A 22,317-nucleotide genomic window follows, 5' to 3' on the forward strand; every position below is an offset into this window, starting at 1 on the left:
TTTTTTTGAGGGTGTTCGCGTTCCCGTCAACGATCAGGCATTCAACCCATCCTGTCTTCCAGACGCAAGGTCACAGCGACGTTCACCGAAAAGAGGCACGCTTGAACTCGAGACAATCTGTTTCAGCACTTGCTATTGCGGTCTTTGCGATCGCCACCGCTGCGTCGGCACAGAACGCCAGCTTCCACAACGCTCCTGCCGATGCGGACGCCAAGGAGCCTCCCAAACTTTCTCCAGCGGATGTCGATGCGGGCAAGGCCACCTACTCGCAGACGTGCGCGGCCTGCCACGGCATGAACGCGAAGGGAGTCGCCAATATTCCGGCCCTCGCCACCGGCCCCACGCAGACGGCCAAGCCCGGCGAGATCTTCTGGTACATCACCAGGGGCGACCTGGCCAACGGAATGCCCTCGTGGGCGAAGACCCTAAGCGAGGAGCAGCGCTGGCAGGTGATCGGCTATCTGAAGTCGCTCGGCGGCGGCGGTGGCGGCACGGCACCTGCGGCTTCGGCCCCGGCTGCCGCTCCTGAAGCCGCGAAGTTCGACGCTCCTCCTCCCACGGCGCCGTTCACCGACTTCCGCTTTGAGAAGCCGGGCCTGACCCGCAAGATCACGGTCGCCGACCTCCCGAAGCCCTTCGGCACCGAGTCGGCTGGCAACCCGGCCAGGCTGGTTGCGCGTCCCGAGGGCGTGTGGCCGCAGGCCCCCGAGGGCTTCAAGGTGCAGCTTTATACGACGGGCCTCACCAATCCGCGCCTGATCCGCACCGCACCGAACGGCGACTTCTTCGTCGCCGAGACGTCCAAGGGCGAGATACACGTCTTTCGCGGAATTACCGCCGACGGCAAGCCGCAGCAGGACAGCGTCTTCGCGACCGGCCTGAACCGGCCCTTCGGCATCGCGTTCTATCCGCAGGGGCCGAACCCGAAGTGGGTCTACATCGGCAATCTGGATTCGGTCGTCCGCTTCCCCTACAAGAACGGCGACCTGAAGGCGACAGCCGCACCGGAGCACATCGCCGACATCCCCGGAGGCCGCGGCCACACGACGCGCGACGTGCGCTTCTCGCTCGACGGCAAGAAGATGTGGGTCTCGGTCGGCTCGGGCTCGAACGTCGACGATCCCGACACGACCCCCGCCGAGAAGGACCGCGCCGACATCCTTGAGTTCAACCCGGACGGAACCGGCAAGAAGATTTACGCCTATGGCATCCGCAACTGCGTGGGCGAAGAGGTGAACCCGAAGACGGGCGAGCTGTGGTGCTCGGTGAACGAGCGCGACGCTCTCGGCGACAACCTCGTCCCCGACTACATCACCAGCGTCAAGCCCGGCGGCTTCTACGGCTGGCCGTGGTGGTACATGGGCGGTCACCAGGACCCCCGCCACGAGGGCAAGCACCCGGAGCTGAAGAGCAAGGTGATCACGCCCGACGTCCTGCTGAACCCGCACAACGCCTCGCTCCAGATGACGTTCTACAACGGCAAGCAGTTTCCGGCGGAGTATGACGGGGACATCTTCGCGGCGGAGCACGGCTCGTGGAACCGCGCGGCGCGCGTTGGCTACGAGGTCATCCGCGTGCCGCTTCACGGAACGGGACACGCAACGGGCGAGTACCAGGACTTCCTGACGGGCTTCGTTCTGCCCAGCGGACAGGTCTGGGGGAGGCCCGTGGGAGTGACCGTAGCACATGACGGATCGCTGCTGGTCACTGACGACGGAACCAACTCGATCTGGCTGGTGACGTACTCGGGTGCGAGCGGCAAGCAGGCGGGCAAGTAACGCCGGGCAAGCCGATTCGAAAACGAAGTGTCATCACAGCTCTTTGCCGGCCCGTTCCTGCCGTCCCATATTTCCGAACCAGTTTCCCCCGTTGAAGATTGCTGAAGACAACCGGCACGCCGCTTGATTACAACGCTTGTGACGGTTCTTCATCTCTCAACGAGGTACGTGGGACGTGAGAAAGCTGCTTGTACTGATCGCGGTTGCGCTTGTCGTGGTGCTGGCAATCAACCGGCAGAGAGTGTTTCTGCGCGACCCGTTGGGCAAGGTGACGAAGAATGGCGTCGAGACGGATGACGCCCGGGTGTACATCAATTACTCAAACGACGTGCTGGTCGAGGAGCCGGGCGGGCAGCGCACGTACATCGTGCAGAACTGGAACAAAGTTCCCGGCACTCCCCGTGCGATCGCCTGCCTTCGGGGCATCGTCTGCTGGACAGACGCCGATCATCCACAGATGGTTCCACTCGGCAGCGCGAGCTACTCGCCGGACACGGTGATGAGCGACCGTGAGGTCTCCTTCAACGACGGCTACGGCATCGGCATCCGCGTGACCCTGCGATAAGCCGTAGACTGATGGAGGAGGGCCGCCGTGAGCGACGGACGCGAGGAGCGCGAAGAGCAGGAGCAGCGCCGCAGATGGCGCGAGAAGGAAGACCAGAGCGATCGCCTGGATCGTCCCTACCGCGAACGCGAGTGGGAAGAGCGCGGACGCGAGCCCTCGTAGGTGCCAGCAAAGCCGACTACGGATTTCAAGGATCTGCACTGGTTGATCTTCTTGTGAGTGCGCCATCCAAACTAACAGCCGTCATTCTGAGCGGAGTCTTCCGCGTGGTTTGCGGAAGACTCCGTTCTGCTCAGGATGGCACTGTCTCGAAATCACGATGTTGCTTTCCAGCCTGGTACATATCGAAGCACTCAGCTGCGCTTGCAGGCGCAGATGATGCACTCACAGTTGGAACCGCACTGACAATTCTGGCATTTCATGGTCGTTCTCCTTTAGGACGCCTCTTGTGCGTCTGCCTTGTAAACGCGGGAACCGGGTTTTCATTACACCTCTCCGGCTACGAAGGCAGATTTTTTTCCTGCCGGAAGCAGAAAGCGCCGATGACTGCATTCTCCGGCGCCGATCCCCTTATGATTGTGCAGACAAACGAATCGTCGAGGAGAGAGCGCCATGTTCTACAACCGCTATACCAGCCGCCGCGAGATGATGAAGTCCACCATGGCGTTGTTTGCCGCCGGCATGCTCGGCAAGGGCATGCCGACGGCGGAGGCGCAGAGCGCGATCCAGAACGTCAACAAGCACTCAAGCCCCTCGACGCTGAAGATTACCGACCTGCGTTACACCGTCGTCAAAAAGCCCGGCCCCAGCCCCTGCCCCATCATCCGCATCGACACCAACCAGGGCGTCTACGGCCTGGGCGAGGTGCGCGATGCCGCCAACTACCAGTACGCCATGGTGCTGAAGTCGCGCATCATGGGCGAGAACCCGCTCAACGTCGACTACATGTTTGAGAAGATCGCGCAGTTCGGCGGCGTCGCGCGGCAGGCGGGAGGCGTTGCCGCGATCGAGATGGCGCTGTGGGACATCGCCGGCAAGGTCTACGGCGCGCCCGTCTACCAGATGCTTGGCGGCAAGTGGCGCGACAGGATTCGCATCTACGCCGACACGCCCGAGGCCGACTCCCCGCAGGCCTTCGCCGCCAAGGCCAAAGGCCGCAAAGACATGGGCCTCACCTGGATCAAGGTCGACATCGGCACCGACCTCCTCAAAGGCCGCCCCGGCACCCTCGTCGAGCCTGCCGACCAGCACAGCAACGAGTACGACAAGCGCCTGCCACACATGTTCACCGGCAACGAGCTCACCGACAAAGGCATCGACGTCTACTGCGAGTACGTCTCCGCCATCCGCGAGGCCATCGGCTACGACATGCCCCTCTCCACCGACCACCTCGGCCACATCGGCGTCAACTCCGTCATCCGCCTCGGTCGCGCGTACGAGAAGTTCAACCTCGAGTGGATGGAAGACGTCATCCCCTGGTGGTACACCGACCTGCTCAAGCAAATCACCGACTCCACCACCACACCCACCATCACCGGCGAAGACATCTACGAGATCGCGGACTTCGAGAAGCTGTGCTCGACGCACGCCGTCGACAAGATCCATCCCGACCTCGCCACCTCGGGCGGCATCCTGCGCACGCACAAGATCGGCGACATGGCCTACCGCTACGGCGTGCCCATGGCGATGCACTTTGCCGGAACGCCCATCTCCTGCATGGCCAACGTGCACTGCGCCGCGGCGACGAGAAACTTTCTCGCGCTCGAGAACCACTCGCTCGACGTGCCGTGGTGGCAGGACCTGGTGAACGAGGTCGACAAGCCGATCATCAAGCACGGATACATCCTCGTGCCCGACACACCCGGCCTCGGCGTGACGTTGAACGACGAGGTCGTCAAACAGCACCTCGCCCCGGGTGTCGGCTACTTTGAACCGACGCCGATGTGGGACGAGAAGCAGTCCTTCGACGATCAGACCTTCAGTTGAAAACGGGGGTGTGCCGGCTGTCGCTAAATGTAGAGCTTAAGATGAAGTGTCATCCTGAGCGAGCGTAGCGAGTCGAAGAACCTGTATTTTTCATGGCGGGTAGGGTCTTCATTCCAGGATGCAGATGCAGGTCCTTCGACTGCGGGTTTGCAAAGGCGCGAACCCTTCGCTCAGGATGACAAGTCTGGGGAGGGTGTGGGTTTCGCACAGCATGACACCTCCGGGATGCAGCACCGCAGACCCGCCACGACGGCAACGTATAGTTTGAGATGTGACGTGGCCGCGCGCATGGCTGACAGGTTGGCTCGCGAAGAGCGGGAAGCAGAAGGTGCTCTCAGCGGTGCTGGCGTTTGGCGTTGCGCTGGTGGCGATGTGGCTGATGGCCGCGCTATCGCTGGTGGCGCTACGCTGGATCGACCCGCCGACGACCGCCGTGCACATGCAGCGGCGTGTGCAGTCGTGGTTTAGCCCGAAACCGTATGAGCTGCGCTATCGCTTCGTTCCGCTGGAACAGATCTCACCCGACATGCAGCACGCGGTGATCGCAGCAGAAGACGGGCGCTTCTACCAGCACCACGGCTTCGACTGGACAGAGATCAAAATCGCCGCGGCAGAGGACAAGGAGGGCGAGCGTGTGCGCGGAGCCTCCACCCTGACGCAGCAGTTGGTGAAGAACCTCTTCTTCGGCACAGGCAGATCGGTGCTGCGAAAGGCCGCCGAGGCAGGACTGGTGCCGGTGGCAGAGCTTGTGCTCGGCAAGCGCAGAATTCTCGAGCTGTACCTCAACGTGGTGGAGTGGGGGCCGGGAGTCTACGGCGCGGACGCCGCCTGCGAATACTACTACCGCGTTCCGGCGCGTCGCGTGAGCAGACAACAGGCTGCGCGGCTTGCGGCGATTCTGCCTGCACCGCTGCGGCGCAGGCCGGAGAGAATGAACAGCTACAGCGGGATCATTCTTCGGCGCATGGCGCAGACGGGATGGTGAGATACCAGGAAATTAGGTGGGAATGTTTAGCGGATTCATACGACCGGGTGCCCCATCCTTCGCAGTCTCACCGCGAAGGGTGGGAATGAACCAGGCCCATGATGCCACCGTACAAATTTCTCCTCAGGCATCCTTCATCCCACCCTTCACTCCGTGAAGGATGGGGCACCCTGTCAGTTGTGGAAGCACGGCGAAGGCCGGATGCCCCAACCTTAGACGCCAGCGGCTAAGGTTGGGTTGAAAACAACTCATCGAGCGAATTCACCGCAATCATCTGGCGTTCGAAGATGCGGCCGATGTTCCGCGACGTGGAGTTGATGGCGTTCTGCATCGTGGGTTGGCGCGTGGGGTCATCGGTCGCTTGTGCTTCGAGCTCGAGCGAGGTGACGGCGCGGTCGGTGATGCCGCAGGGCACGATGAGCTGGAAGTCGCGCAGGTCGGTGGTGACGTTGAGTGCGAAGCCGTGCGAGATCACTCCCTGCGAGACGTGGATACCCATGGCGCAGAGCTTCTTCTCCTGAATGTCGCCGTGAGCAATCGTCCACACGCCGGTGCGACCGGCGATGCGCTGCGCCGGTACGCCGAAGTCGTAGCAGGCACGGATGACCGCCTCCTCCAACATGCGCATGAAGTCGACGGGGCCGAGGTGCGGGCCGCGCTTGCCGGGCCATTCACCCCGCAGGTCGAAGATGGGATAGCCGACGAGCTGGCCTGGCCCGTGATACGTCACGTCGCCGCCGCGATTGATCTCGTGCAGCTCGACGTTGCGCGCGGCCAGCAGTTCCTCGCTTGCGACGACGTTCTCGCGGTGCGAGTTGCGGCCGAGAGTGAGCACCGGAGGATGCTCGAGCAGCAGCAGTGTGTCGCCGATCGCGCCCGCCTTGCGCGCGTCGATCACACGCTTCTGCATGGCGAGGCCTTCCGCGTAGGGGATGCGTCCGAGCTGGAGGAGGTGGATGTACATCGAATGCTGTCGCTGCGTCGCAGGAAACTTTGCGCAATCGACGCCAGCATATCCAGTGTAAGCGGTCGCGTAAAACTCCCTTGGAGCGCCGTTCAAACGCGACCTTGTATACCGATCATTCAGAATTGAACACCGCAATGCCGTCTTTTTATTTCCAGCATTCACCTCTTTCTTTCGCATTCGCATCGCCGCATCTTTCGCTGCAAAACCGCACGGTCCAACCACTGCGCGAGGTGCAAATTAAGTGACGAATGGGGCTTTTTTGTCTTGTCACGTTCGTCCAGTTGTATATACATTGAGTCACCTTAACTTCTGGCCAATTCCAAGCTGCGGAGTACACGCGGCGAGTCTTTGCCAATCGCGAAGTGGAGGCTTTTTTCCGAAGCGAAGTTTTCAACCAGCAGTCTTTTGAACGATTCCAAACGGGAGACACCAATGAAAGTACGCACTGCTCTAAGCAGTCTCTTTTTCTTTGTGCTCGCCTTCTCCGTCGCATGGGGACAGACGATCACCGGCTCCATCACAGGCACAGTCACCGATACCAGCGGGGCCGCTGTCCCCGGAGCAAAGGTCGTCGCGGCCAACGTCGACACCGGCGTGCAGACGCCTACAACCACCAATGGCGACGGCGTCTACACGCTGCGCTTCCTGCAGATCGGCCACTACAAGGTCAACATCACGGCGCAGGGCTTCAGCTCGTCCACGGCTGGTCCCTTCGCGCTCGAGGTCGCCCAGGAGGCGAGGATCGACGCCAAGCTCAAGGTCGGTTCGCTGAATGAGAACGTGGAGGTCACCACCGCGGCCCCAATCATCGACACCGAGAACCCGACCACCGGCGACGCCATTACGGCGACAATGGCGACGGAGCTTCCCGTGCAGGCGCGCAACTTTGCCAACCTGACGACGCTGGTCGCGGGCGCTGTCGCTCCCGACCCCACGGCGCACAACATGGTGGGCCGCAGCGGATACAACGGCGGCTTCTTCATCAACGGCAACCGTGAGCAGTCCAACAACTACACGCTGGACGGCATGGACATCAACGAGTCGATCGACAACTACATCGGCTACAGCCCCAACGTCGATGCCATCGGCGAGATGCACATCATCTCCGGCAACGCCACTGCCGAGTACGGCAACGCCAACGGCGGCCAGGTGGTCATGGTCACCAAGAGCGGAACCAACCAGTTCCACGGCAACGCCTTCTGGTTCCTGCAGAACACGAACCTCAACGCCAACAGCTGGGCCAACAAGCACACCTCGGACAAGGCCTCGATCGGTCCCGTCCCGGCGCTGAACCGCAGCATCTTCGGCGGCACGCTCGGCGGCCCCATCTTCCGCGACCGCGTCTTCTTCTTTATGGACTACCAGGGCGCGCGCCAGCACAACAGCGGAGTCGAGGTTCGCTCCGTCGCCACCGCTGCCATGCGCACGGGCTTCGTCCCCGGCCTTGGAACCTCCGTGGCAATCACCAACCCCGCGGCCAAGTACCTGTTCGCGCATCCTGAACTGTACCCGCTGCCCAACACCCCCAGCACCAACCCCAACGGCATCATCGGCAACTATCGCGGCATCACCGCCCAGGGCGTGCACAACGACCAGGCCGACGTCAAGATCGACGCCAAGCTGACCGCGAAGGACAGCGTCTCCGGGCGCTTCTCGATCGGCCGCGAGGGCAGCGGTTACACCAAGGTTTCGCTTCCCACCGACACCCCCGCCAACAACTCCGACCCCTACACCGGCTTCGTGCTCAACTGGACGCACCAGATCGGCAACACCATCGTCAACGAGGCGCGCGCGGGCTTTGGACGCACGCGTTACACCAACGAAGCGGCTGATGTCGCCGGCCTGCTCGGCCTGACGGGCAACCAGAAGCTCGGCATCCCCGGCACGCAGGTCGCGCCCGGCATCACGACGCTCGACGCGTCGAGCTCCGGCGTCGACGCCATCGGCGGAGGCTCCGGCGGAGGCAACGGCGTACAGTCCGACAGCATCGTCAATGCCTTCACCTACGGCGACAACGTAAGCTGGCAGAAGGGACGCCACACGCTGAAGTTCGGCGCGCAGGCGCTTCGCTACCAGGCCAACCGCAACTACTCCGGCAACGATGGCGCGCGCGGCTTCTTCAGCTACACCGGAGACCCTGCCGCAACCGGCGACGCATGGGGCGACTTCCTCACCAACCAGGCCTTCCAATATGGGCAAGGCTCCTATACCGACGAGTGGGGCCAGCGCCAGTGGCGCGACGCTCTCTTCGTCCAGGACGACTGGAAGGTGACGCAGAACCTTACCGTCAATCTCGGCATGCGCTGGGAGTGGGACCAGCCTCTGTATGAGGTCAACAACAAGCAGACCAACATCAACCTGACCACCGGGGCCATCCTGTTCGCCGGCAAGAACGGTAACAGCCGTGCTCTGTATAACGCCTACTGGGGTGGCTTCATGCCGCGCGTCGGCTTCGCCTACACACCGCAGCGCTTCAACGGCAAGTTCGTCGTTCGCGGCGGATACGGCCTGACCAACTTTCTCGAAGGCACGGGCGCGAACCTGCGTCTGCCGCTCAATCCCCCGTTCTTCACCGACGCCTCGGGCAAGCACAGCCTGGGCGGAGCATTCTTCCAGGTGCAGAACGGCTTCCCGCTGCCGCCCGGCGCAGGCACCTTCTCCGGCAACGTCCGCGCATGGGACCCCAACCTGAAGCCCGCGCTGATCCAGCAGTACAACCTGACAACGGAGTATGAGGTGAACAACGCCACCTCGCTCGTCGTCGCGTACCTCGGACAGGCCGGCGACCATCTCGTCGACCCGCGCGAGGGCAACCAACAGAAGTGCCCCACCTGCGCGTTCCCCGTCTCCTCGCTCCCCGGACTTGGCCTGGTTTCGCAGGTCAGCCTCACGGAGTCGCAGGCCAACATGAACTACAACTCGCTTCAGATCACCGGCCGCCGCCGGCTGACGCACGGGCTTGAGTTCCTCACCAACTACACCTGGGCCAAGTCGCTCACCAACAACCTCGGCTACTACGGCGCGGGCGGCGGTGCATCGGCTTCGCAGGGCGCTTACTGGCAGGACTCCTACAACGGCCCGGGAGACTACGGTCCGGCGTTCTTCGACACCAAGCACCTGTTCTCCTTCTCTGGCTACTACGACCTGCCGTTTGGACGCGGAAGGTTGTACGGCTCCAACATCAACCGCTTCGCCGACATGGCGCTCGGCGGCTGGAAGCTCGGCGCAGTCGCAAGCCTGCACTCGGGCATGCCGGTCACCGTCGCCTCGAACACCTACTGGCTCGTCAACCAGCGCGGCGATCGTGGAAACCATTATCGTTCGCTGAAGATCGTCAACCGCGGCGTCGACCACTGGTTCGGCACCGACCCATCGGCCACGCCGTGCCTCTCCGATACCAACAACGGCACCTGCGCCTATGGCGAAGAATCGTCGACGGGCTTCGGTACGGCGAAGGTCGGCTCGGAGCGCGCTCCCGGCTACAAGGACCTCGACGCCGCTCTTAGCAAGTCGTTCACCATCGTTGGCGAAAGGGAGCTTGCGTTCCGCGCGGACTTCTTCAACGTGCTGAACACGACCAGCCTCGCGCCGCCGAGCAACAGCACCTCGTCCAGCAACTTCGGCCAGATCACCGGCGTGGTTGGCGCCGAGAGGCAGATACAGCTCGCACTCAAACTCACCTTCTAAACATAGGAAGGCAACAAACAAATCGCAGCACACACCGCATCCCCTCTTCGACACACGGAAGAGGGGATGCGCTTTTTAGCGATCGCGAAGGCAATCAGATAAGCAGGAGCAATTCAGCGGGCTGTGGCGAGAGGGTTCTTCCAGCGCAGCCCGGGGAAGCGCGCGAAGTCGGCATCTGTTGTGTAGAGTGTCCCTCCGTACTCGATCGTGATCGCGGCAAGATGAGCATCGGTGCTGAGCACTCCGCTCGCACGGCCTTCAAGAAGCATCTTCCGAAAGATTGGCCAGTGGCCTTCCTCTGGATAGAGCAGGCGAACATTCGGCTGGCCAAGCCACCTCTCGACAATCTCCAGCGCCCTTCCCATCTCCAATCTGCCAAGAGGGATGCTCTGGTTGGTGGTGATGCGAAGAAAGGCCATTGCGCTTTGTAAGGGAATGCCGACGTCAGTAGTGGAAGATAGCGTCTCTTCAAACCACTTGCGCGCGGCGGCATGAGAGGGGGAAGCACTCATATGCGCGTAGAGAAGCAGGTTCACATCGAGCACGATCATCGATGCAGCGGCCCTTCGAGAGCTTCGAGGATTGCGGAGGTCTTATCGAGATTGATGCCCTCAGGAAGCTGCAGGTCGATAGGTATCACCTTGAACGGCTTTGCCGTGGCCTTGCCCGTGGACGAAGAGAGGGCCGCGCGGAGGCAACGATTGACCGCCTGCTTGAAGGGTTCCCCGGAACGGCGAATCTCTTTGCGGAGCAGTAGGACCACATCGTCGTCGAGGGTGAGGGTGGTTCGCACATCATGATGCTTCCATGAAAAGCATCATGATGTCAATCACCAATGTTGCCCTCGGGGCTAATGCCCCGATGTCTCCGGACATACGAACGACACCGCTGAAGAGCCTGCCCTGACCAAAGTCGAATGGGTGTCCTTAAGCGAGGCGGTTCGAGCTTCGCTCGAATGCCCAATCATGCGATGAAGCTGCATAAATGGGGCACCCGGCAGCAGACTGTCCATTACTTAGGTGAGATAGTTTCTTTCTCGGCTTTTGAAAGGATCCTCCGAGACCAGATCACTTGGGTTGTTACAAGGGCGATGATTAGCAGGCAGAGAGTAACTTCCACGCGTGAGTCAGCCGTTGGATTGCTTTTATAGGTCCACCAATGCGGCAGTTTTGGCTTAAGGCTGAACGTAAGCGTCTGGATCGTAAAGACCAGAATCAGGAACGAAGAATGAATGGTCAATAGACGAGAGGTCGATTTCTCTCTAGCTTCACCGTAAAAGTCGAAGCCTTTCCCCAGCTTCGAATCGCAGAATAGCGAGAAAAAGACCACGATGGAGTAAGCGATGAGAGTTACAAGCTGAATGCCAAATGGCATGTCACCAAAAACTACATAAAGTAGAAATATGAGTATTAAGGTGCAGAAGCCGATGGCCCATTTGACAAGAAACGTAATTATGTCAGACATGCCTGCGTCCTTGTAGGAAGAATAGAAGGGCAATAAGAAGACGGCCTACATAGGCCGTCTTCTTACGATGCTGGTGAAACGCTCTTACACGTTGATGGCTTTGCCTTCTACGCTGGAGAACGCGTCCAGCAGAGCTTCGGCTACGGTTGGGTGGGCGTGGATGGTGAACATCATCTCCTCCACCGTGGCTTCGAGCTGCATCGCGGTTACGGCCTCGGCGATGATCTCCGTGGCGTAGGGGCCGATGATGTGGACGCCGAGGATCTCGCCGTACTTCGCGTCGGTGACCACCTTGACGAAGCCGTCGTGTGCGTCGAGGATCGTTGCCTTCGAGTTGCCGACGAAGGGGAACTTACCGACCTTGACGTTGTAGCCCTTCTCCTTGGCCTGAGCTTCGGTGAGACCGACGCTGCCGATCTGCGGTTCGGTGTAGGTGCAGCCGGGGATGCGCAGGCGGTTGATGGCCTTGGCGTACTTGCCCGCGATGCGCGCGGCGACGACGAGGCCAGCCATCGCGCCGACGTGCGCCAACTGGGGCATGCCTCCGACGATGTCGCCGATGGCGTAGACGCCGGGCTCGGTCGTCTCCATCCACTCGTTGGTCATGATGAAGCCGCGCTCGGGCTTGATGTTGGTCTTCTCTAGGCCGATGCCCTCGGTGCGGGGCGCGCGGCCCACGGCCATCAGCACCTTCTCCGCCTCCTTCGACTGCGGCTTGCCGTTCGAGTCGGTCCAGGTCACCTTCACGCCGCCCTTGGTCTTCTCGATCTTCGTGTCCTTGATGGAGAGGTGCACGTCGATGCCGCGCTTCTTGAACTGGCGCAGCAGCTCCTTGGATATCTCCTCGTCCTCGACCGGCACGACGCGCGGCAGTACCTCGAGCACGGTCACGTCCGCGCCGAAGCTCTTGAAGATCGACGCAAACTCAACGCCCACTGCGCCCGACCCGATAACAATCAGCGACTTCGGCGCCTGGGCGATCTTCAGGATCTCGTAGTTCGTCAGGATGGTGTCGTCGGGCTTGTAGCCGGGGAGAACGCGGGCGTCGGAGCCGGTGGCAAGGACGACCTTCTTCGCTTTGATGGTATCGGTTTTACCGTCGGCGAGTTTGACGCTGATGGTGAAGACGCCGTCCTTCGCCGGGCCGGTCAATGTGCCGAAGCCCTTGAAGGTGGTGATCTTGTTCTTCTTCATCAGGAAGTCGAGGCCCTTGGTGTGGCGCGTGATGACGTCGTCCTTGCGCGCCATCACGTTCTTCCAGTTGAGCTTGGGCGCGGAGACGCCGTCGATTCCGTAGGTCTCGCCGTGCTTGAGGTGGTCCCATATCTCGGCCGTATGCAGCAGGGCCTTGGTCGGGATGCAGCCCCAGAGCAGGCATGTGCCGCCCAGGCGGTCGTTTGCGTCGACCAGCGCCACCTTCAGTCCATACTGCGCCGCGCGAATGCCCGAGGTGTAACCCGCAGGGCCGCCACCAAGAACTACAACGTCAAAGATCGTATCTGCCAAAGCCATCTCCTTCTCGAGGTACCCCAGACATTTTAGAGTACCGAAGCTGTCAAGGGCTTCAGCCTGGCCGATAACCGGGTCGCCCCGCGCCGGGCATGATGCAGGCAGAGCTAGCGGTTGCGCGCAGCCACCGCCCCGCGCGCGGAGAATTCGGGATTTCGCTCCTCACCCACCGCAAGGCCGCAGTTCACGCACTGCAGCTTTCCCGGGAAGGTCAACCCGTACTGTCCGCGTTTGAGGTAGCTCCGCAGGCAGCCGGGACACTTCCACTCGCTCAACAGATACCCCATCGCAAGCCACATCAGCAGGTAGGGCACAACAAGGAAGAACCACGCGTCGCCCGCCAGGTACATGGACAGCGCCGTAAAGGGAAGGAAGCCTGTCAATAGCGCGGTCTGGATCGCCAACCGTAGGTAGAGTCCGCGCCATACTGTTTGTTTGTGGGCACTTTGGGCGTACATCTCAGCAGCCATTCTCCGCGTCCATCATCGGATATTGTCGAGGGAATTCTTACAAATCCCGCTCCTGTAATCCAGATAGTAGATGCGCAAAGGATTGCACGGCGATGTGCAGGGGGATGAAAATAGTGCGGAGGCTGTCCCATGTGCCGGAATATCAGGATGCTGTTCAACTTCGATCCGCCCGTCACCGACGACGAGATCCGCGCCGCCTCCTTGCAGTTCGTGCGCAAGATCAGCGGCTTCAGCAAGCCGTCGAAGGCAAACGAGCAGATATTCAACGAGGCCGTCGAAGGTGTGATGCAGGTCTCGGCGATGCTGCTGCGTTCGCTTGAAACCACCGCCGAACCGAAGAACCGCGAAGAAGAGGCCGCAAAGGCAAAGGCGCGGAGTGCTCTGCGCTATCAAAACTGAACCGGCGCCGGGTGCCCCAGTCCTGGTCATATTAGGACGCAGGTTTTATCTGTCCTTGCGGTAGAGCAAGTCCTTGATCGCGGCCCGGCGGTGCGCGTTCTGCTCCTTGTTGCCCGCGTCGAGCGTTCCTTTTTCGCTGGCCTCTTCGTCTTCAACGCTGCACGTGGGACAGCGATTGGCAAAGCCAGGCTTGCCGGGTTTCAACTCAAACTCTTCGCCACATACTGCACATGTTTTGATCGGGAACGGCATAACGTCTCCATGATAACGTCGCGTCATCTCCCGTTCCAGCCCCTCGGATCGAGGGAATACAGCAATTTGAGTGTCCCGGTCTATCGCCGGTATTGTTCGTCGCTAACCTGCTCCATCCAGTCGACGACCTTGCCGTCCAACCGCTCCTGAACGGCAAGGTGCGTCATCGCCGTGGCCGGCGTCGCGCCGTGCCAGTGCTTTTCGTTTGGCGCGAACCAGACTACGTCGCCGGGGCGGATCTCTTCGACGGTACCGCCTTCGCGCTGCGCCCATCCGCAGCCAGCGGTGACGATCAGCGTCTGGCCCAGTGGATGCGTGTGCCACGCGGTTCGCGCTCCCGGCTCAAAGGTCACGCTGGCACCAGCGACCAGCGCCGGGTCGGGCGCCTGAAACAGCGGGTCGATGCGCACCGTGCCGGTAAACCAGTCTGAAGGGCCTTTGCCTGAGGGCTGTGAACCTGCGCGCGTGATCTCCATGTGCGGGATTCTACGCCTCCATGACAATACTCCGCAGACAACGCCGGGTGCCCCACATCCCGGGCTTGAGATGTGGGACGACCCCGGCAGGGTTCGAGCTTCGTTCGAATGAACCCATACATGCCGCGATGAGACTGCGTCATGTATAGGGCACCGCTATTGCCCATTGAGAAGAGCTACTTCGTCAGCTTCAGCATCACGGCGCCGTGGCGTGGGATGGTAAAGACGTCGGTGTCCTTGAGGACGCCGAGGTCCTTATGCTCCCAGAGGTCGCGGGCATGAGCTGTTCCGCTGGGGAAGCCTGCCTCCTTGAGGTGAAGACGCAGACCGCGCATCGTGCTGCGGTTGTTGGCGAGGTTGAAGATGGCGAGCGCGACGGAGCCGTCGGCCAGTGGGCGCGACCATATCTCGGTCTCTTCGCCGGCCCAGAGGCGGTCGCCCTGGTGGCCCAGCTTATCCTGGTCGATGGCGACGACCTCCTTGTTGGTGAGGATGGAGCGGACGTCGTCGCTCATCTCGGTGAAGTTGTTGCCGGCAATCAGCGGTGCGGCAAGCATCGACCACATCGTCATGTGCGAGATGTTTTCGTCGTGGTTCATCTTGCCGTTGCCGACCTCAAGCATGTCGGGGTCGTTCCAGTGGCCGGGGCCGGCGAACTTCGACAGGCCCGCCTGCGAGAGGCCGATGAGAATCATGCTGTCGTAGTTGGCGCGGATGTCGTCGGTGGTGCGCCAGAGGTTGCCGCCGACCGAGGGCGCCCACTGCCACGACTGGTCGAAGCCGTACTGGCAGAGAGAGAAGACGATGGGGCGGCCGGTCTTGACGAGCGCGTTGTGCATCTTGGTGTAGGCGTCGCGCATCATCTGATTCTGCGCGGCGAAGTCGTTAGGGTGGGCGTCGCGCATGTTCTTGCCGAAGCTGCAGAGGTCGTATTTGAGGTAGTCGAAGCCCCACGCGGCGTAGGTTTTGGCATCCTGCTCCTCGTGGCCGAAGGAGCCTTCGTACCTGGCGCAGGTCTGCGGGCCGGGCGAGGAGTAGATGCCGATCTTGAGGCCCTTGGAGTGCACGTAGTCGGCAAGCGCCTTCATGTCGGGGAACTTCTCGTTGGAGGTGATGTTGCCCTGCGCGTCGCGCTTGCCCTCCCAGGTGTCGTCGATGTTGACGTAGACGTAGCCGGCGTCGCGCATGCCGCTCGAGACCATCAGGTCGGCGGCTTTGCGGATGTCGGCGTCCGTCACCTTGCCGGCGAACCAGTTCCAGGAGTTCCAGCCCATGGGCGGCGTGGCGGCTAATTGTTGTGCAGAGATGGGTAGTGCGGCTACAACAAGGGCGACGGCGAGCGATAAGCAACGGCGCATTCGGTGATGCTCCTCTGTGGGTTGTTCGGTCTGAACCATGAGACGGGGTGAGGCAGGCTTTGTCAATTGTTGCGATCGAAGAGAGCTTCTACTGGAAGAACCGCGGCCCCTTCGCCCGCCGGTTATGAGAGCATGGCAGACATGGGCGGAGCCTATCCAGTCGCCATGTTGCTGAAGATCGCCGCAATCGGCCTGGTTGTCCTTCTGGCGGTGGCGCTGCTGATCGCCGGAACACTGATCGGCAAGGAGAAGCGGCAGCGCTTCCTCGCGTGGTCGGTCGGCATCTACACCGCGGGCTGGATCGTCTTTCTGCTTTACGACACGTACCTGCTGATTCAATACTTCTTCGGGCTGAGGCGCTCGTAACAGGATACTCGGGATCATGTTGTCATCCTGAGCGGACCGAAGGCGAGTCGCAGGACCTGCATTTTTTCCTGTCGCGGTGAACATCTGCGCGATGAAGAGTGCAGGTCCTTCGACTGCGGGTTCGCGGTTCGTAGCCGCATCCCCGGCATCGCCGTGCTATTGCGGCGGCGTTGATGGGCTGTCTCCGACATCGGTGATGATGTGCGATCTGACGGTGAGCTTGTGGTAGTTGCTGTAGCTTGCAGCGAAGGACCATACCACCGGGATATCGTTTGCCCGGGCCTGGGTGGAGATCGCTCGAGGCACCCAGAACTCCTTGTTGTCGAAGGTGACCGGAGCGTAGTCGACGGCCCACGTCCACATGGCGCGTGTTCCTGGATCCATTGCGTGATTCGGGGTGCGCATCTCGATGCGCAACAGATGGAAGCTGACGGGATCGATCCACGCGATGCCGGACTCCTTCTCCGGCCCTGGGCAGAATGGGTCCTTATTCGCGCTGGGCCTGGTGGCATACGAGATCGAGATTGCCGGCGTCATGTCCAACTGCCCCGCCCCTTCAAGGGTGTAGTCATAGCAGCGCGCCATCTCGGGTGAGACGACGGAGAGCGCACCGCTAAAGGCGCCGGTAAAGATCGCCGGGCCTTGAACCGACCCGCCGGATGCAGGCGCGCCGTTGACACGTTTGACCTCGCGGCTTTCGCTGAGAGTGTTTGCGCCGGCAGATGCTCTTTGCAGGCTGAAGATCGAGTCGGTCGTTGTCCTGAATGTGCGGCGGCGGTTGGGCAGCACGATATCGGAGATGGCGTGCTCGTCGCAGAAGAAGTTGGGAACGTTCGTTTGATAGTCCAAGAGGTTTTGTTGCAGGCGAAGCAGTATATCGTGGAGAGAGCGAGTTACAGTTGTGCTTTTCGCTGGAGGGACAGACTGCTGTGCTGCTCCAATCACGCACAACGCAGAGGCGATCCAGATGAGGATGGCGAAGTGGAACCGCAATGGTGCTCCTGAAAACGGCCTGGGTGAATTCTCCTCTGCAAAAAGGGCATTTGCAACCGGAGCAAGAATTACTGGGGCGGCGGGCTGTCGCCGACATCGGTGATGATGTGCGAGCTGACGGTGAGCTTATGATAGTTGCTGTAGGTTGCCGTGAAGGACCAGACGATGGGGTCGCTGTTGGCCACGGCCTTTGAGGTGATCGTCTTCGGCATCCAGAACTGGCGGAAATCGAAGGTGACCGGTGCATAGTCGACCGACCATGTCCAGAAGGTGCGGACGTCGTGGTTGTCCTTGTGGTTGGGGATGGCCATCTCAATGCGCAGGACGTGGAGACCGGCGGGGTCGAACCAGGCGCGGCCCGACTGCTTCTCCGGGCCGGGGCAGCTCTCGTCGCCGAGCATGTCGGGCTTGATGACGTAGCTGATGACGATGGCGGGCGCGTGATTCAGCTCCCCGGAGGGCTCGAGCGTATAGTCCAGGCAACGCGACATCTCCAGCGAGACGACGCTGAGGCCGGTGCTGAAGGCTCCGGTAAAGATGGCCGGGCCCTGAATGTCGCTTCCCTTCGCGGCCTTTTTGTTGACGGTCTTGATCTCGCGCGTCTCTGTCAGGGTATGCGGCTCTCCGATGGCGGCGGCGGAGCGGCGCAGCCGGAAGATGGAGTCGGTCGTCGTCTTGATGTCGCGCGCGCCCTCCTGCTGCAACACGGAGACGACGTGCTCTTCGGCGAAGAAGTTGGGGACGTTGCTCTCGTAGTCCCACAGGTTCTGCTGCAGGCGGATGAGGATCTCATGCAGCGAAGGCGCGGGAGCGGCGGAGTTGACCGCATGCTGTTGCGCGAAGCACGCGATGGGCACAAAGACTGCGTAAAGAATGACGCTGACGAGACGAGACCGCACCGTTGTCCCCTGGGAATGCCTTGTGGTGCATTCTCGCACAGTCAACAAATCGGGTGCCTGTTGTACCAACTGCGGACTTACGCCGCAGTCTCGGCCTTCATCTTCTCCGCGATATCGTGCGCGATCAGCGCGTCGATCGTCGGTTGCAGCATCCCTTCCATCACCATGTTGAGCTGGTGCGTGGTGAGGCCGATGCGGTGGTCGGTGAGGCGGTTCTGCGGGAAGTTGTAGGTGCGGATCTTCTCGGAGCGGTCGCCGGTGCCGACCTGCTGCTTGCGGTCCTTGGCTTGCTCCTGGTGGATGCGCTCCTCTTCGACCTCGTACAGCCGCGCGCGGAGGACGCGCATCGCCTTCTCGCGGTTCTTGATCTGCGACTTCTCGTCCTGGCAGCTAACGACGGTGTTGGTCGGAATGTGCGTGATGCGCACGGCGGAGTACGTTGTATTCACCGACTGCCCGCCGGGGCCGGAGGAGCAGAAGGTGTCGATGCGGAGGTCCTTGGCCTCGATCTTGATGTCGACCTCTTCGGCCTCGGGCAGCACGGCGACGGTGATCGCAGACGTGTGGACGCGCCCCTGCGTCTCGGTGGCGGGGACGCGCTGCACGCGGTGCACGCCGGACTCGTACTTCATCTGCGAGTAGACCTTGTCACCCTCGAAGATGGCCGTCACTTCCTTCATGCCGCCGCCGATGCCGGTCTCGGAGCTGGAGAGCACCTGCACCTTCCAGCGGTGCTGCTCGGCGAAGCGGAGGTAGGTGCGGAACATCTCGGAGACGAAGATGGCGGCCTCGTCGCCGCCGGTTCCGGCGCGCAGCTCGATGATGATGTTCTTGTCGTCGTTGGGGTCCTTAGGCAGGAGCATGACCTTCAGCTCCTCCTCGATCTCGGCCATGCGCGGCTCAAGCGCGAGAAGCTCGGCCTGGGCCATCTCCTTAATGTCCGCGTCGTCCTCGGCGAGCATTGTCTTCGCATCGGCGACGCCCTGCTTCACGTTCTTGTACTCGCGGAACTTCTCGACGACGGGCTCGAGGTCGCGGTGCGCCTTGGCGGTGGCGGAGAACTTCTTCTGGTCGGTGACGAGCGCGGGGTCGGCAAGCTGCTGGCCGAGCTCTTCGTAGCGCGCTTCCATCTGGTCGAGGCGGTCGAACATGGCAAATCCTTTAGGGTGTAGGGAATAGGGGGTAGAGAGTAGCGAGGATTTGGCGCAGCTAGGCGAAGTCGTGACGGGTGGGGGTCACGCCGGGGGAAGACACCGGAATTTCGGCTGCGAATCGCATCTCTATATAGATGTTACTCCCCTGCCATGCGATGCGGTGAGGAAATTAGCGGGTGCTTATACTGTGCCTATGCTTCTGCATCACCAGCATAAAAGTTTGACTCAGCAGCCGTGGATAGTGGCTGTTGTGACGCTTTTGCTGCTGGTCGTTCTGCTGTCAGCCATTAGCCATAGCCCGGTCGCGGTCTGCGGCATCGTTCTTGTCCCTATGTTTTTGTTCGCGCTGGTTGTGCTGCCTTCCTACGACGGCGAAGACGAGCGGGAACGCGGCTGTGTCTTTGAAGACGGTTCGCCGTCGCTGTTTCGACGACCTCCTCCCTTTCTTACTTAAGAGTTGCTGCGATCTGTCTTCACGTTCGTGATGGACGCGTGAATCTGTCTTTGTCTTCCAACTCGGGAGGAGCCTTGTGCGTTTCGATCAGATTCTGGCCGTTTGGCTAGATGTTGTGATGTTGGTGTTCAGCATAGTTTTTGTGTGGCAGCGATTGCGCTGGAGACGAAGACGGCAAGGTTTTCGTCCAAGCATTGCCTCTCTTGGAAATGCGTTGCATCAGCTACAGGTCATCGCTGAACCGCAGATGCGATATGTGATCGAAGAGAAGCTGGATGAAGAGATGGAAGAAGAAGAGTCAGGCGGCCCTGACGATCCTGTACGGCACCTGCATCGCCAGGCAGCGAAGATCCGTCGCGGTGACAGGGTAGACAGGATCACCGCACGTCTCGGAAGCAGATAACATCTGGGTGCCCCATCTTCGACCGCGAAGCGGGCTAAGGTGGGTTTGCAGGATGAGGATTGAGTCAGAGACGGTTCGAGCTTCGCTCGAATGCCCACCTTAGGCGCGATGAGACCGCGCCGAAGAGGGGGCACCCGGTGTGTGGCCGCACTTAAAAACCGATGCCCACCTTTGTGAGGTGGGCATCCTTAGAATTGTTTGCTGCGACGATGTTTTTTACGCCATCAGCTTTCTGCGGGCGGCGCCGGCGAAGCCAAGCAGGCCTGTGCCGAGGAGCAGCAGGGTGCCGGGTTCGGGGGTGGCGGCCGAGGCGGGGCTGACTGCCAGTTCGGCGCGGCCCTGGATGCTATCCGGCGAGAAGACGTAGAAGCCGAACTTGTCGCCCGCAGCCAGGCTGAGGGTCAGGACGCCGCTGGTGTCGAGCTGGAACTGGATATCAGAGTTCGTGCTCAGCTGGTGATAGACGCCGTTCAGGACGTAGCCGGCCGGGTCCCAGACGGAGCCGCAGCAGTCGAAGGTGGAGTATGCCCAGTTGAAGCTCACGGTCTCAGCAGCCGAAACGGTCGTGCTGTAGACCGCATAATTGTTCTGAGCGCCGTTGTCGGAGCCCCACAGTTGGAACGTAGGCGCCGAACCGACGACGTAGCCGTCGCCGCCGTTGCTGTTCGTAAGGGCGTAGGTATCGCCAAATGCGACTCCGGAAACACCCAAAGCCAGGGATGCCGCAAGGCACAGTCTAGTCACCGCTCGCAAGTTCATGAGAACACTCCTCTATTTTTTGACTTAAGGCCTGAGCCTTAGCTGATGCATGTGGAGTACCAAAGGCAGGTGCTTGAACAAGAGTCACTTACGAGCGAGCTTCAGCAGCAAAGCGCAAATTTTTGCATAGAGCGGTGGAAGTATTTCTCTTGCGGCCTAAGCCGGTGCAGGAGGCAGCCACGCGCTGGGGGTGGAGTGCGAGATGGCGGTCTCCTCCTCGTTCATGTCGGCTGCGACATCGCTGAAGAGCGGCGTCGAAAGATAGCGCTCGCCAGTGTCGGGCAGCATGCAGAGGATGGTCGAGCCTTTGGGGGCCTTTTCGGCGATCTTGATGGCCCCGGCGAAGGTTGCCCCTGAGCTGATGCCGACGAAGATGCCCTCCTTGCGGGCGAGTTCTTTGCTCCACTTCAGCGCCTCGGCGTTCTCGACGGTCACGACCTGGTCGATCTTGTTTGCGGCGAGGGCGTCCTGCGTCAGCTTGGGGATGAAGTCGGGGCTCCAGCCCTGCTGCGGATGCGGTTTCCAGGAGGGGTGGCTGCCCAGGGGTTCGCCCGCGGCGTCGCTCTGCTGCGGGATGCCGCTGGAGACCATGGGCGCGTCGGCGGGTTCGCAGACGACGACCTTTGTTTCGGGGCTCTCCTTTGCGAGCACGCGGGCGACGCCTTTGAGTGTGCCTCCGGTGCCGAAGCCGGTGACCCAGTAGTCGAGCCGCTGGCCTTTGAAGTCGTCGAGGATCTCGACGGCGGTGGTCCTGGAGTGGAAGTCGGGGTTGGCCTCGTTGGTGAACTGACGGGTGAGGAACCAGCCGTGTTTTTCGGCAAGCTCGGCGGCCTTGGCAGCCATGCCGGTGCCGCGCACGGCGCTGGGGGTGAGGATGACCTTCGCGCCGAGGAAGCGCATCAGGCGCCGCCGTTCGATGGAGAAGGTGTCGGCCATCACGAGGACGAGCGGGTAACCCTTTTGCGCACAGACCATGGCGAGACCGATGCCCGTGTTTCCGCTGGTGGCCTCGATGACGGTCATGCCGGGCTTCAGCCTGCCGGTGCGCTCGGCGTCTTCGATCACGCCGACGGCGAGCCGGTCTTTGACGGAGCCGAGAGGATTGAAGGCCTCGACCTTGACGTAGAGATTCACGCCTTCCGGCGCAAGGCGGTTGATGCGGACTGCCGGTGTATGGCCGACGGTCTCAAGGATGTTTGCATAGAGATGTCCCACTCGTGACTCCTGTGATTGAGATGGAGGCCCGTGCGCTTCTGAGGTCAGGGAAGATTCTAGATGGAGCGACGAGTTTGTGCATCCATTGGAGATGGGTTCGCAAGAGGCATGGCGATCTTGGCGCGGAGGGTTCGATCTGATGAATGCGCGAGAATCCATGGCGCAGAGAGAACCCACA

At 61.3% G+C, this 22,317-nt stretch carries 23 protein-coding genes; 9 read left to right on the top strand and 14 right to left on the bottom strand.

Annotated features, from left to right (window positions below; translation table 11 throughout):
- The first annotated feature begins 32 nt into the window (after positions 1 to 32).
- From JSS95_08235 to mtgA, 4 genes are all read left to right on the top strand, one after another.
- Positions 33 to 1,778, top strand: a complete 1,746-nt coding sequence (locus JSS95_08235; GenBank protein MBS1799797.1) for a PQQ-dependent sugar dehydrogenase — start codon at positions 33 to 35, stop codon at positions 1,776 to 1,778.
- Between the two features lie 175 nt (positions 1,779 to 1,953).
- A complete protein-coding gene (locus JSS95_08240) occupies positions 1,954 to 2,343 on the top strand; it encodes a hypothetical protein (GenBank protein MBS1799798.1) in 390 nt (129 codons plus the stop codon).
- 612 nt (positions 2,344 to 2,955) lie between these two features.
- On the top strand, positions 2,956 to 4,329 hold the full coding sequence (locus JSS95_08245; protein ID MBS1799799.1) for a mandelate racemase/muconate lactonizing enzyme family protein: 1,374 nt from the start codon (positions 2,956 to 2,958) through the stop codon (positions 4,327 to 4,329).
- A gap of 370 nt (positions 4,330 to 4,699) precedes the next feature.
- Positions 4,700 to 5,314: a monofunctional biosynthetic peptidoglycan transglycosylase gene (gene mtgA / locus JSS95_08250; GenBank protein MBS1799800.1), complete on the top strand. Its 615-nt coding sequence runs from the start codon at positions 4,700 to 4,702 to the stop codon at positions 5,312 to 5,314.
- A 226-nt stretch (positions 5,315 to 5,540) separates the two neighbouring features.
- Here the strand turns inward: mtgA and lipB are convergent, their stop codons facing one another.
- A complete protein-coding gene (lipB, locus tag JSS95_08255) occupies positions 5,541 to 6,278 on the bottom strand; it encodes a lipoyl(octanoyl) transferase LipB (GenBank protein ID MBS1799801.1) in 738 nt (245 codons plus the stop codon).
- A gap of 435 nt (positions 6,279 to 6,713) precedes the next feature.
- Between lipB and JSS95_08260 the strand changes: the two genes are divergently transcribed.
- Entirely contained in the window at positions 6,714 to 9,968 is a 3,255-nt protein-coding gene (locus tag JSS95_08260) for a TonB-dependent receptor (protein MBS1799802.1), read from the top strand.
- 113 nt (positions 9,969 to 10,081) lie between these two features.
- Here JSS95_08260 and JSS95_08265 read toward each other — a convergent pair whose 3' ends face one another.
- From JSS95_08265 to JSS95_08285, 5 genes are all read right to left on the bottom strand, one after another.
- Positions 10,082 to 10,519, bottom strand: a complete 438-nt coding sequence (locus JSS95_08265; protein ID MBS1799803.1) for a PIN domain-containing protein — start codon at positions 10,517 to 10,519, stop codon at positions 10,082 to 10,084.
- Positions 10,516 to 10,761: a hypothetical protein gene (locus JSS95_08270; protein ID MBS1799804.1), complete on the bottom strand. Its 246-nt coding sequence runs from the start codon at positions 10,759 to 10,761 to the stop codon at positions 10,516 to 10,518. Before JSS95_08270 ends, JSS95_08265 begins: the two co-directional genes overlap by 4 nt.
- 218 nt (positions 10,762 to 10,979) lie before the next feature.
- Positions 10,980 to 11,432: a hypothetical protein gene (locus tag JSS95_08275; GenBank protein ID MBS1799805.1), complete on the bottom strand. Its 453-nt coding sequence runs from the start codon at positions 11,430 to 11,432 to the stop codon at positions 10,980 to 10,982.
- Positions 11,433 to 11,516: 84 nt separating this feature from the next.
- Positions 11,517 to 12,938 (bottom strand): dihydrolipoyl dehydrogenase, encoded by a 1,422-nt coding sequence (gene lpdA, locus JSS95_08280; GenBank protein MBS1799806.1) that lies wholly within the window; start codon positions 12,936 to 12,938, stop codon positions 11,517 to 11,519.
- Between the two features lie 110 nt (positions 12,939 to 13,048).
- Entirely contained in the window at positions 13,049 to 13,411 is a 363-nt protein-coding gene (locus tag JSS95_08285) for a hypothetical protein (GenBank protein ID MBS1799807.1), read from the bottom strand.
- Between the two features lie 129 nt (positions 13,412 to 13,540).
- Between JSS95_08285 and JSS95_08290 the strand changes: the two genes are divergently transcribed.
- Positions 13,541 to 13,810, top strand: coding sequence for a DUF2277 domain-containing protein (locus tag JSS95_08290; protein MBS1799808.1), 270 nt, complete (start codon positions 13,541 to 13,543; stop codon positions 13,808 to 13,810).
- Between the two features lie 45 nt (positions 13,811 to 13,855).
- Here the strand turns inward: JSS95_08290 and JSS95_08295 are convergent, their stop codons facing one another.
- From JSS95_08295 to JSS95_08305, 3 genes are all read right to left on the bottom strand, one after another.
- On the bottom strand, positions 13,856 to 14,062 hold the full coding sequence (locus JSS95_08295; protein ID MBS1799809.1) for a hypothetical protein: 207 nt from the start codon (positions 14,060 to 14,062) through the stop codon (positions 13,856 to 13,858).
- A gap of 80 nt (positions 14,063 to 14,142) precedes the next feature.
- Positions 14,143 to 14,538: a cupin domain-containing protein gene (locus JSS95_08300; protein ID MBS1799810.1), complete on the bottom strand. Its 396-nt coding sequence runs from the start codon at positions 14,536 to 14,538 to the stop codon at positions 14,143 to 14,145.
- A gap of 176 nt (positions 14,539 to 14,714) precedes the next feature.
- Entirely contained in the window at positions 14,715 to 15,896 is a 1,182-nt protein-coding gene (locus tag JSS95_08305; protein ID MBS1799811.1) for a glycoside hydrolase family 27 protein, read from the bottom strand.
- Between the two features lie 132 nt (positions 15,897 to 16,028).
- Here JSS95_08305 and JSS95_08310 point away from each other — a divergent pair, with 132 nt between their 5' ends.
- Positions 16,029 to 16,262, top strand: a complete 234-nt coding sequence (locus JSS95_08310; protein MBS1799812.1) for a hypothetical protein — start codon at positions 16,029 to 16,031, stop codon at positions 16,260 to 16,262.
- Between the two features lie 156 nt (positions 16,263 to 16,418).
- Here the strand turns inward: JSS95_08310 and JSS95_08315 are convergent, their stop codons facing one another.
- From JSS95_08315 to prfA, 3 genes are all read right to left on the bottom strand, one after another.
- Entirely contained in the window at positions 16,419 to 17,111 is a 693-nt protein-coding gene (locus tag JSS95_08315; protein MBS1799813.1) for a hypothetical protein, read from the bottom strand.
- A 212-nt stretch (positions 17,112 to 17,323) separates the two neighbouring features.
- Entirely contained in the window at positions 17,324 to 18,154 is an 831-nt protein-coding gene (locus JSS95_08320; protein MBS1799814.1) for a hypothetical protein, read from the bottom strand.
- 77 nt (positions 18,155 to 18,231) lie between these two features.
- On the bottom strand, positions 18,232 to 19,305 hold the full coding sequence (prfA, locus tag JSS95_08325; GenBank protein MBS1799815.1) for a peptide chain release factor 1: 1,074 nt from the start codon (positions 19,303 to 19,305) through the stop codon (positions 18,232 to 18,234).
- Positions 19,306 to 19,549: 244 nt separating this feature from the next.
- Between prfA and JSS95_08330 the strand changes: the two genes are divergently transcribed.
- Together JSS95_08330 and JSS95_08335 are read left to right on the top strand one after the other, a co-directional pair.
- Entirely contained in the window at positions 19,550 to 19,762 is a 213-nt protein-coding gene (locus tag JSS95_08330; protein MBS1799816.1) for a hypothetical protein, read from the top strand.
- Positions 19,763 to 19,838: 76 nt separating this feature from the next.
- A complete protein-coding gene (locus JSS95_08335; GenBank protein ID MBS1799817.1) occupies positions 19,839 to 20,165 on the top strand; it encodes a hypothetical protein in 327 nt (108 codons plus the stop codon).
- A 216-nt stretch (positions 20,166 to 20,381) separates the two neighbouring features.
- On the opposite strand, the gene JSS95_08340 is transcribed toward JSS95_08335, so the two are convergent.
- Together JSS95_08340 and cysK are read right to left on the bottom strand one after the other, a co-directional pair.
- Entirely contained in the window at positions 20,382 to 20,924 is a 543-nt protein-coding gene (locus tag JSS95_08340; GenBank protein ID MBS1799818.1) for a PEP-CTERM sorting domain-containing protein, read from the bottom strand.
- A gap of 156 nt (positions 20,925 to 21,080) precedes the next feature.
- Complete coding sequence (gene cysK, locus JSS95_08345) at positions 21,081 to 22,298, bottom strand: cysteine synthase A (GenBank protein ID MBS1799819.1); 1,218 nt, start codon at positions 22,296 to 22,298, stop codon at positions 21,081 to 21,083.
- Between the last annotated feature and the right edge of the window lie 19 nt (positions 22,299 to 22,317).

The organism is Acidobacteriota bacterium (assembly GCA_018268895.1).
Classification (GTDB): domain Bacteria; phylum Acidobacteriota; class Terriglobia; order Terriglobales; family Acidobacteriaceae; genus Edaphobacter.

Coding starts and splice junctions, on each gene's coding strand:
- JSS95_08245 (MBS1799799.1), top strand. CDS start 2,956: ATGTTCTACAACCGCTATACCAGCCGCCGCGAGATGATGAAGTCCACC.
- mtgA (MBS1799800.1), top strand. CDS start 4,700: ATGTGGCTGATGGCCGCGCTATCGCTGGTGGCGCTACGCTGGATCGAC.
- lipB (MBS1799801.1), bottom strand. CDS start 6,278: ATGTACATCCACCTCCTCCAGCTCGGACGCATCCCCTACGCGGAAGGC.
- JSS95_08260 (MBS1799802.1), top strand. CDS start 6,714: ATGAAAGTACGCACTGCTCTAAGCAGTCTCTTTTTCTTTGTGCTCGCC.
- JSS95_08265 (MBS1799803.1), bottom strand. CDS start 10,519: ATGATCGTGCTCGATGTGAACCTGCTTCTCTACGCGCATATGAGTGCT.
- JSS95_08275 (MBS1799805.1), bottom strand. CDS start 11,432: ATGTCTGACATAATTACGTTTCTTGTCAAATGGGCCATCGGCTTCTGC.
- JSS95_08285 (MBS1799807.1), bottom strand. CDS start 13,411: ATGGCTGCTGAGATGTACGCCCAAAGTGCCCACAAACAAACAGTATGG.
- JSS95_08290 (MBS1799808.1), top strand. CDS start 13,541: ATGTGCCGGAATATCAGGATGCTGTTCAACTTCGATCCGCCCGTCACC.
- JSS95_08295 (MBS1799809.1), bottom strand. CDS start 14,062: ATGCCGTTCCCGATCAAAACATGTGCAGTATGTGGCGAAGAGTTTGAG.
- JSS95_08300 (MBS1799810.1), bottom strand. CDS start 14,538: ATGGAGATCACGCGCGCAGGTTCACAGCCCTCAGGCAAAGGCCCTTCA.
- JSS95_08305 (MBS1799811.1), bottom strand. CDS start 15,896: ATGCGCCGTTGCTTATCGCTCGCCGTCGCCCTTGTTGTAGCCGCACTA.
- JSS95_08310 (MBS1799812.1), top strand. CDS start 16,029: ATGGCAGACATGGGCGGAGCCTATCCAGTCGCCATGTTGCTGAAGATC.
- prfA (MBS1799815.1), bottom strand. CDS start 19,305: ATGTTCGACCGCCTCGACCAGATGGAAGCGCGCTACGAAGAGCTCGGC.
- JSS95_08340 (MBS1799818.1), bottom strand. CDS start 20,924: ATGAACTTGCGAGCGGTGACTAGACTGTGCCTTGCGGCATCCCTGGCT.
- cysK (MBS1799819.1), bottom strand. CDS start 22,298: ATGGATTCTCGCGCATTCATCAGATCGAACCCTCCGCGCCAAGATCGC.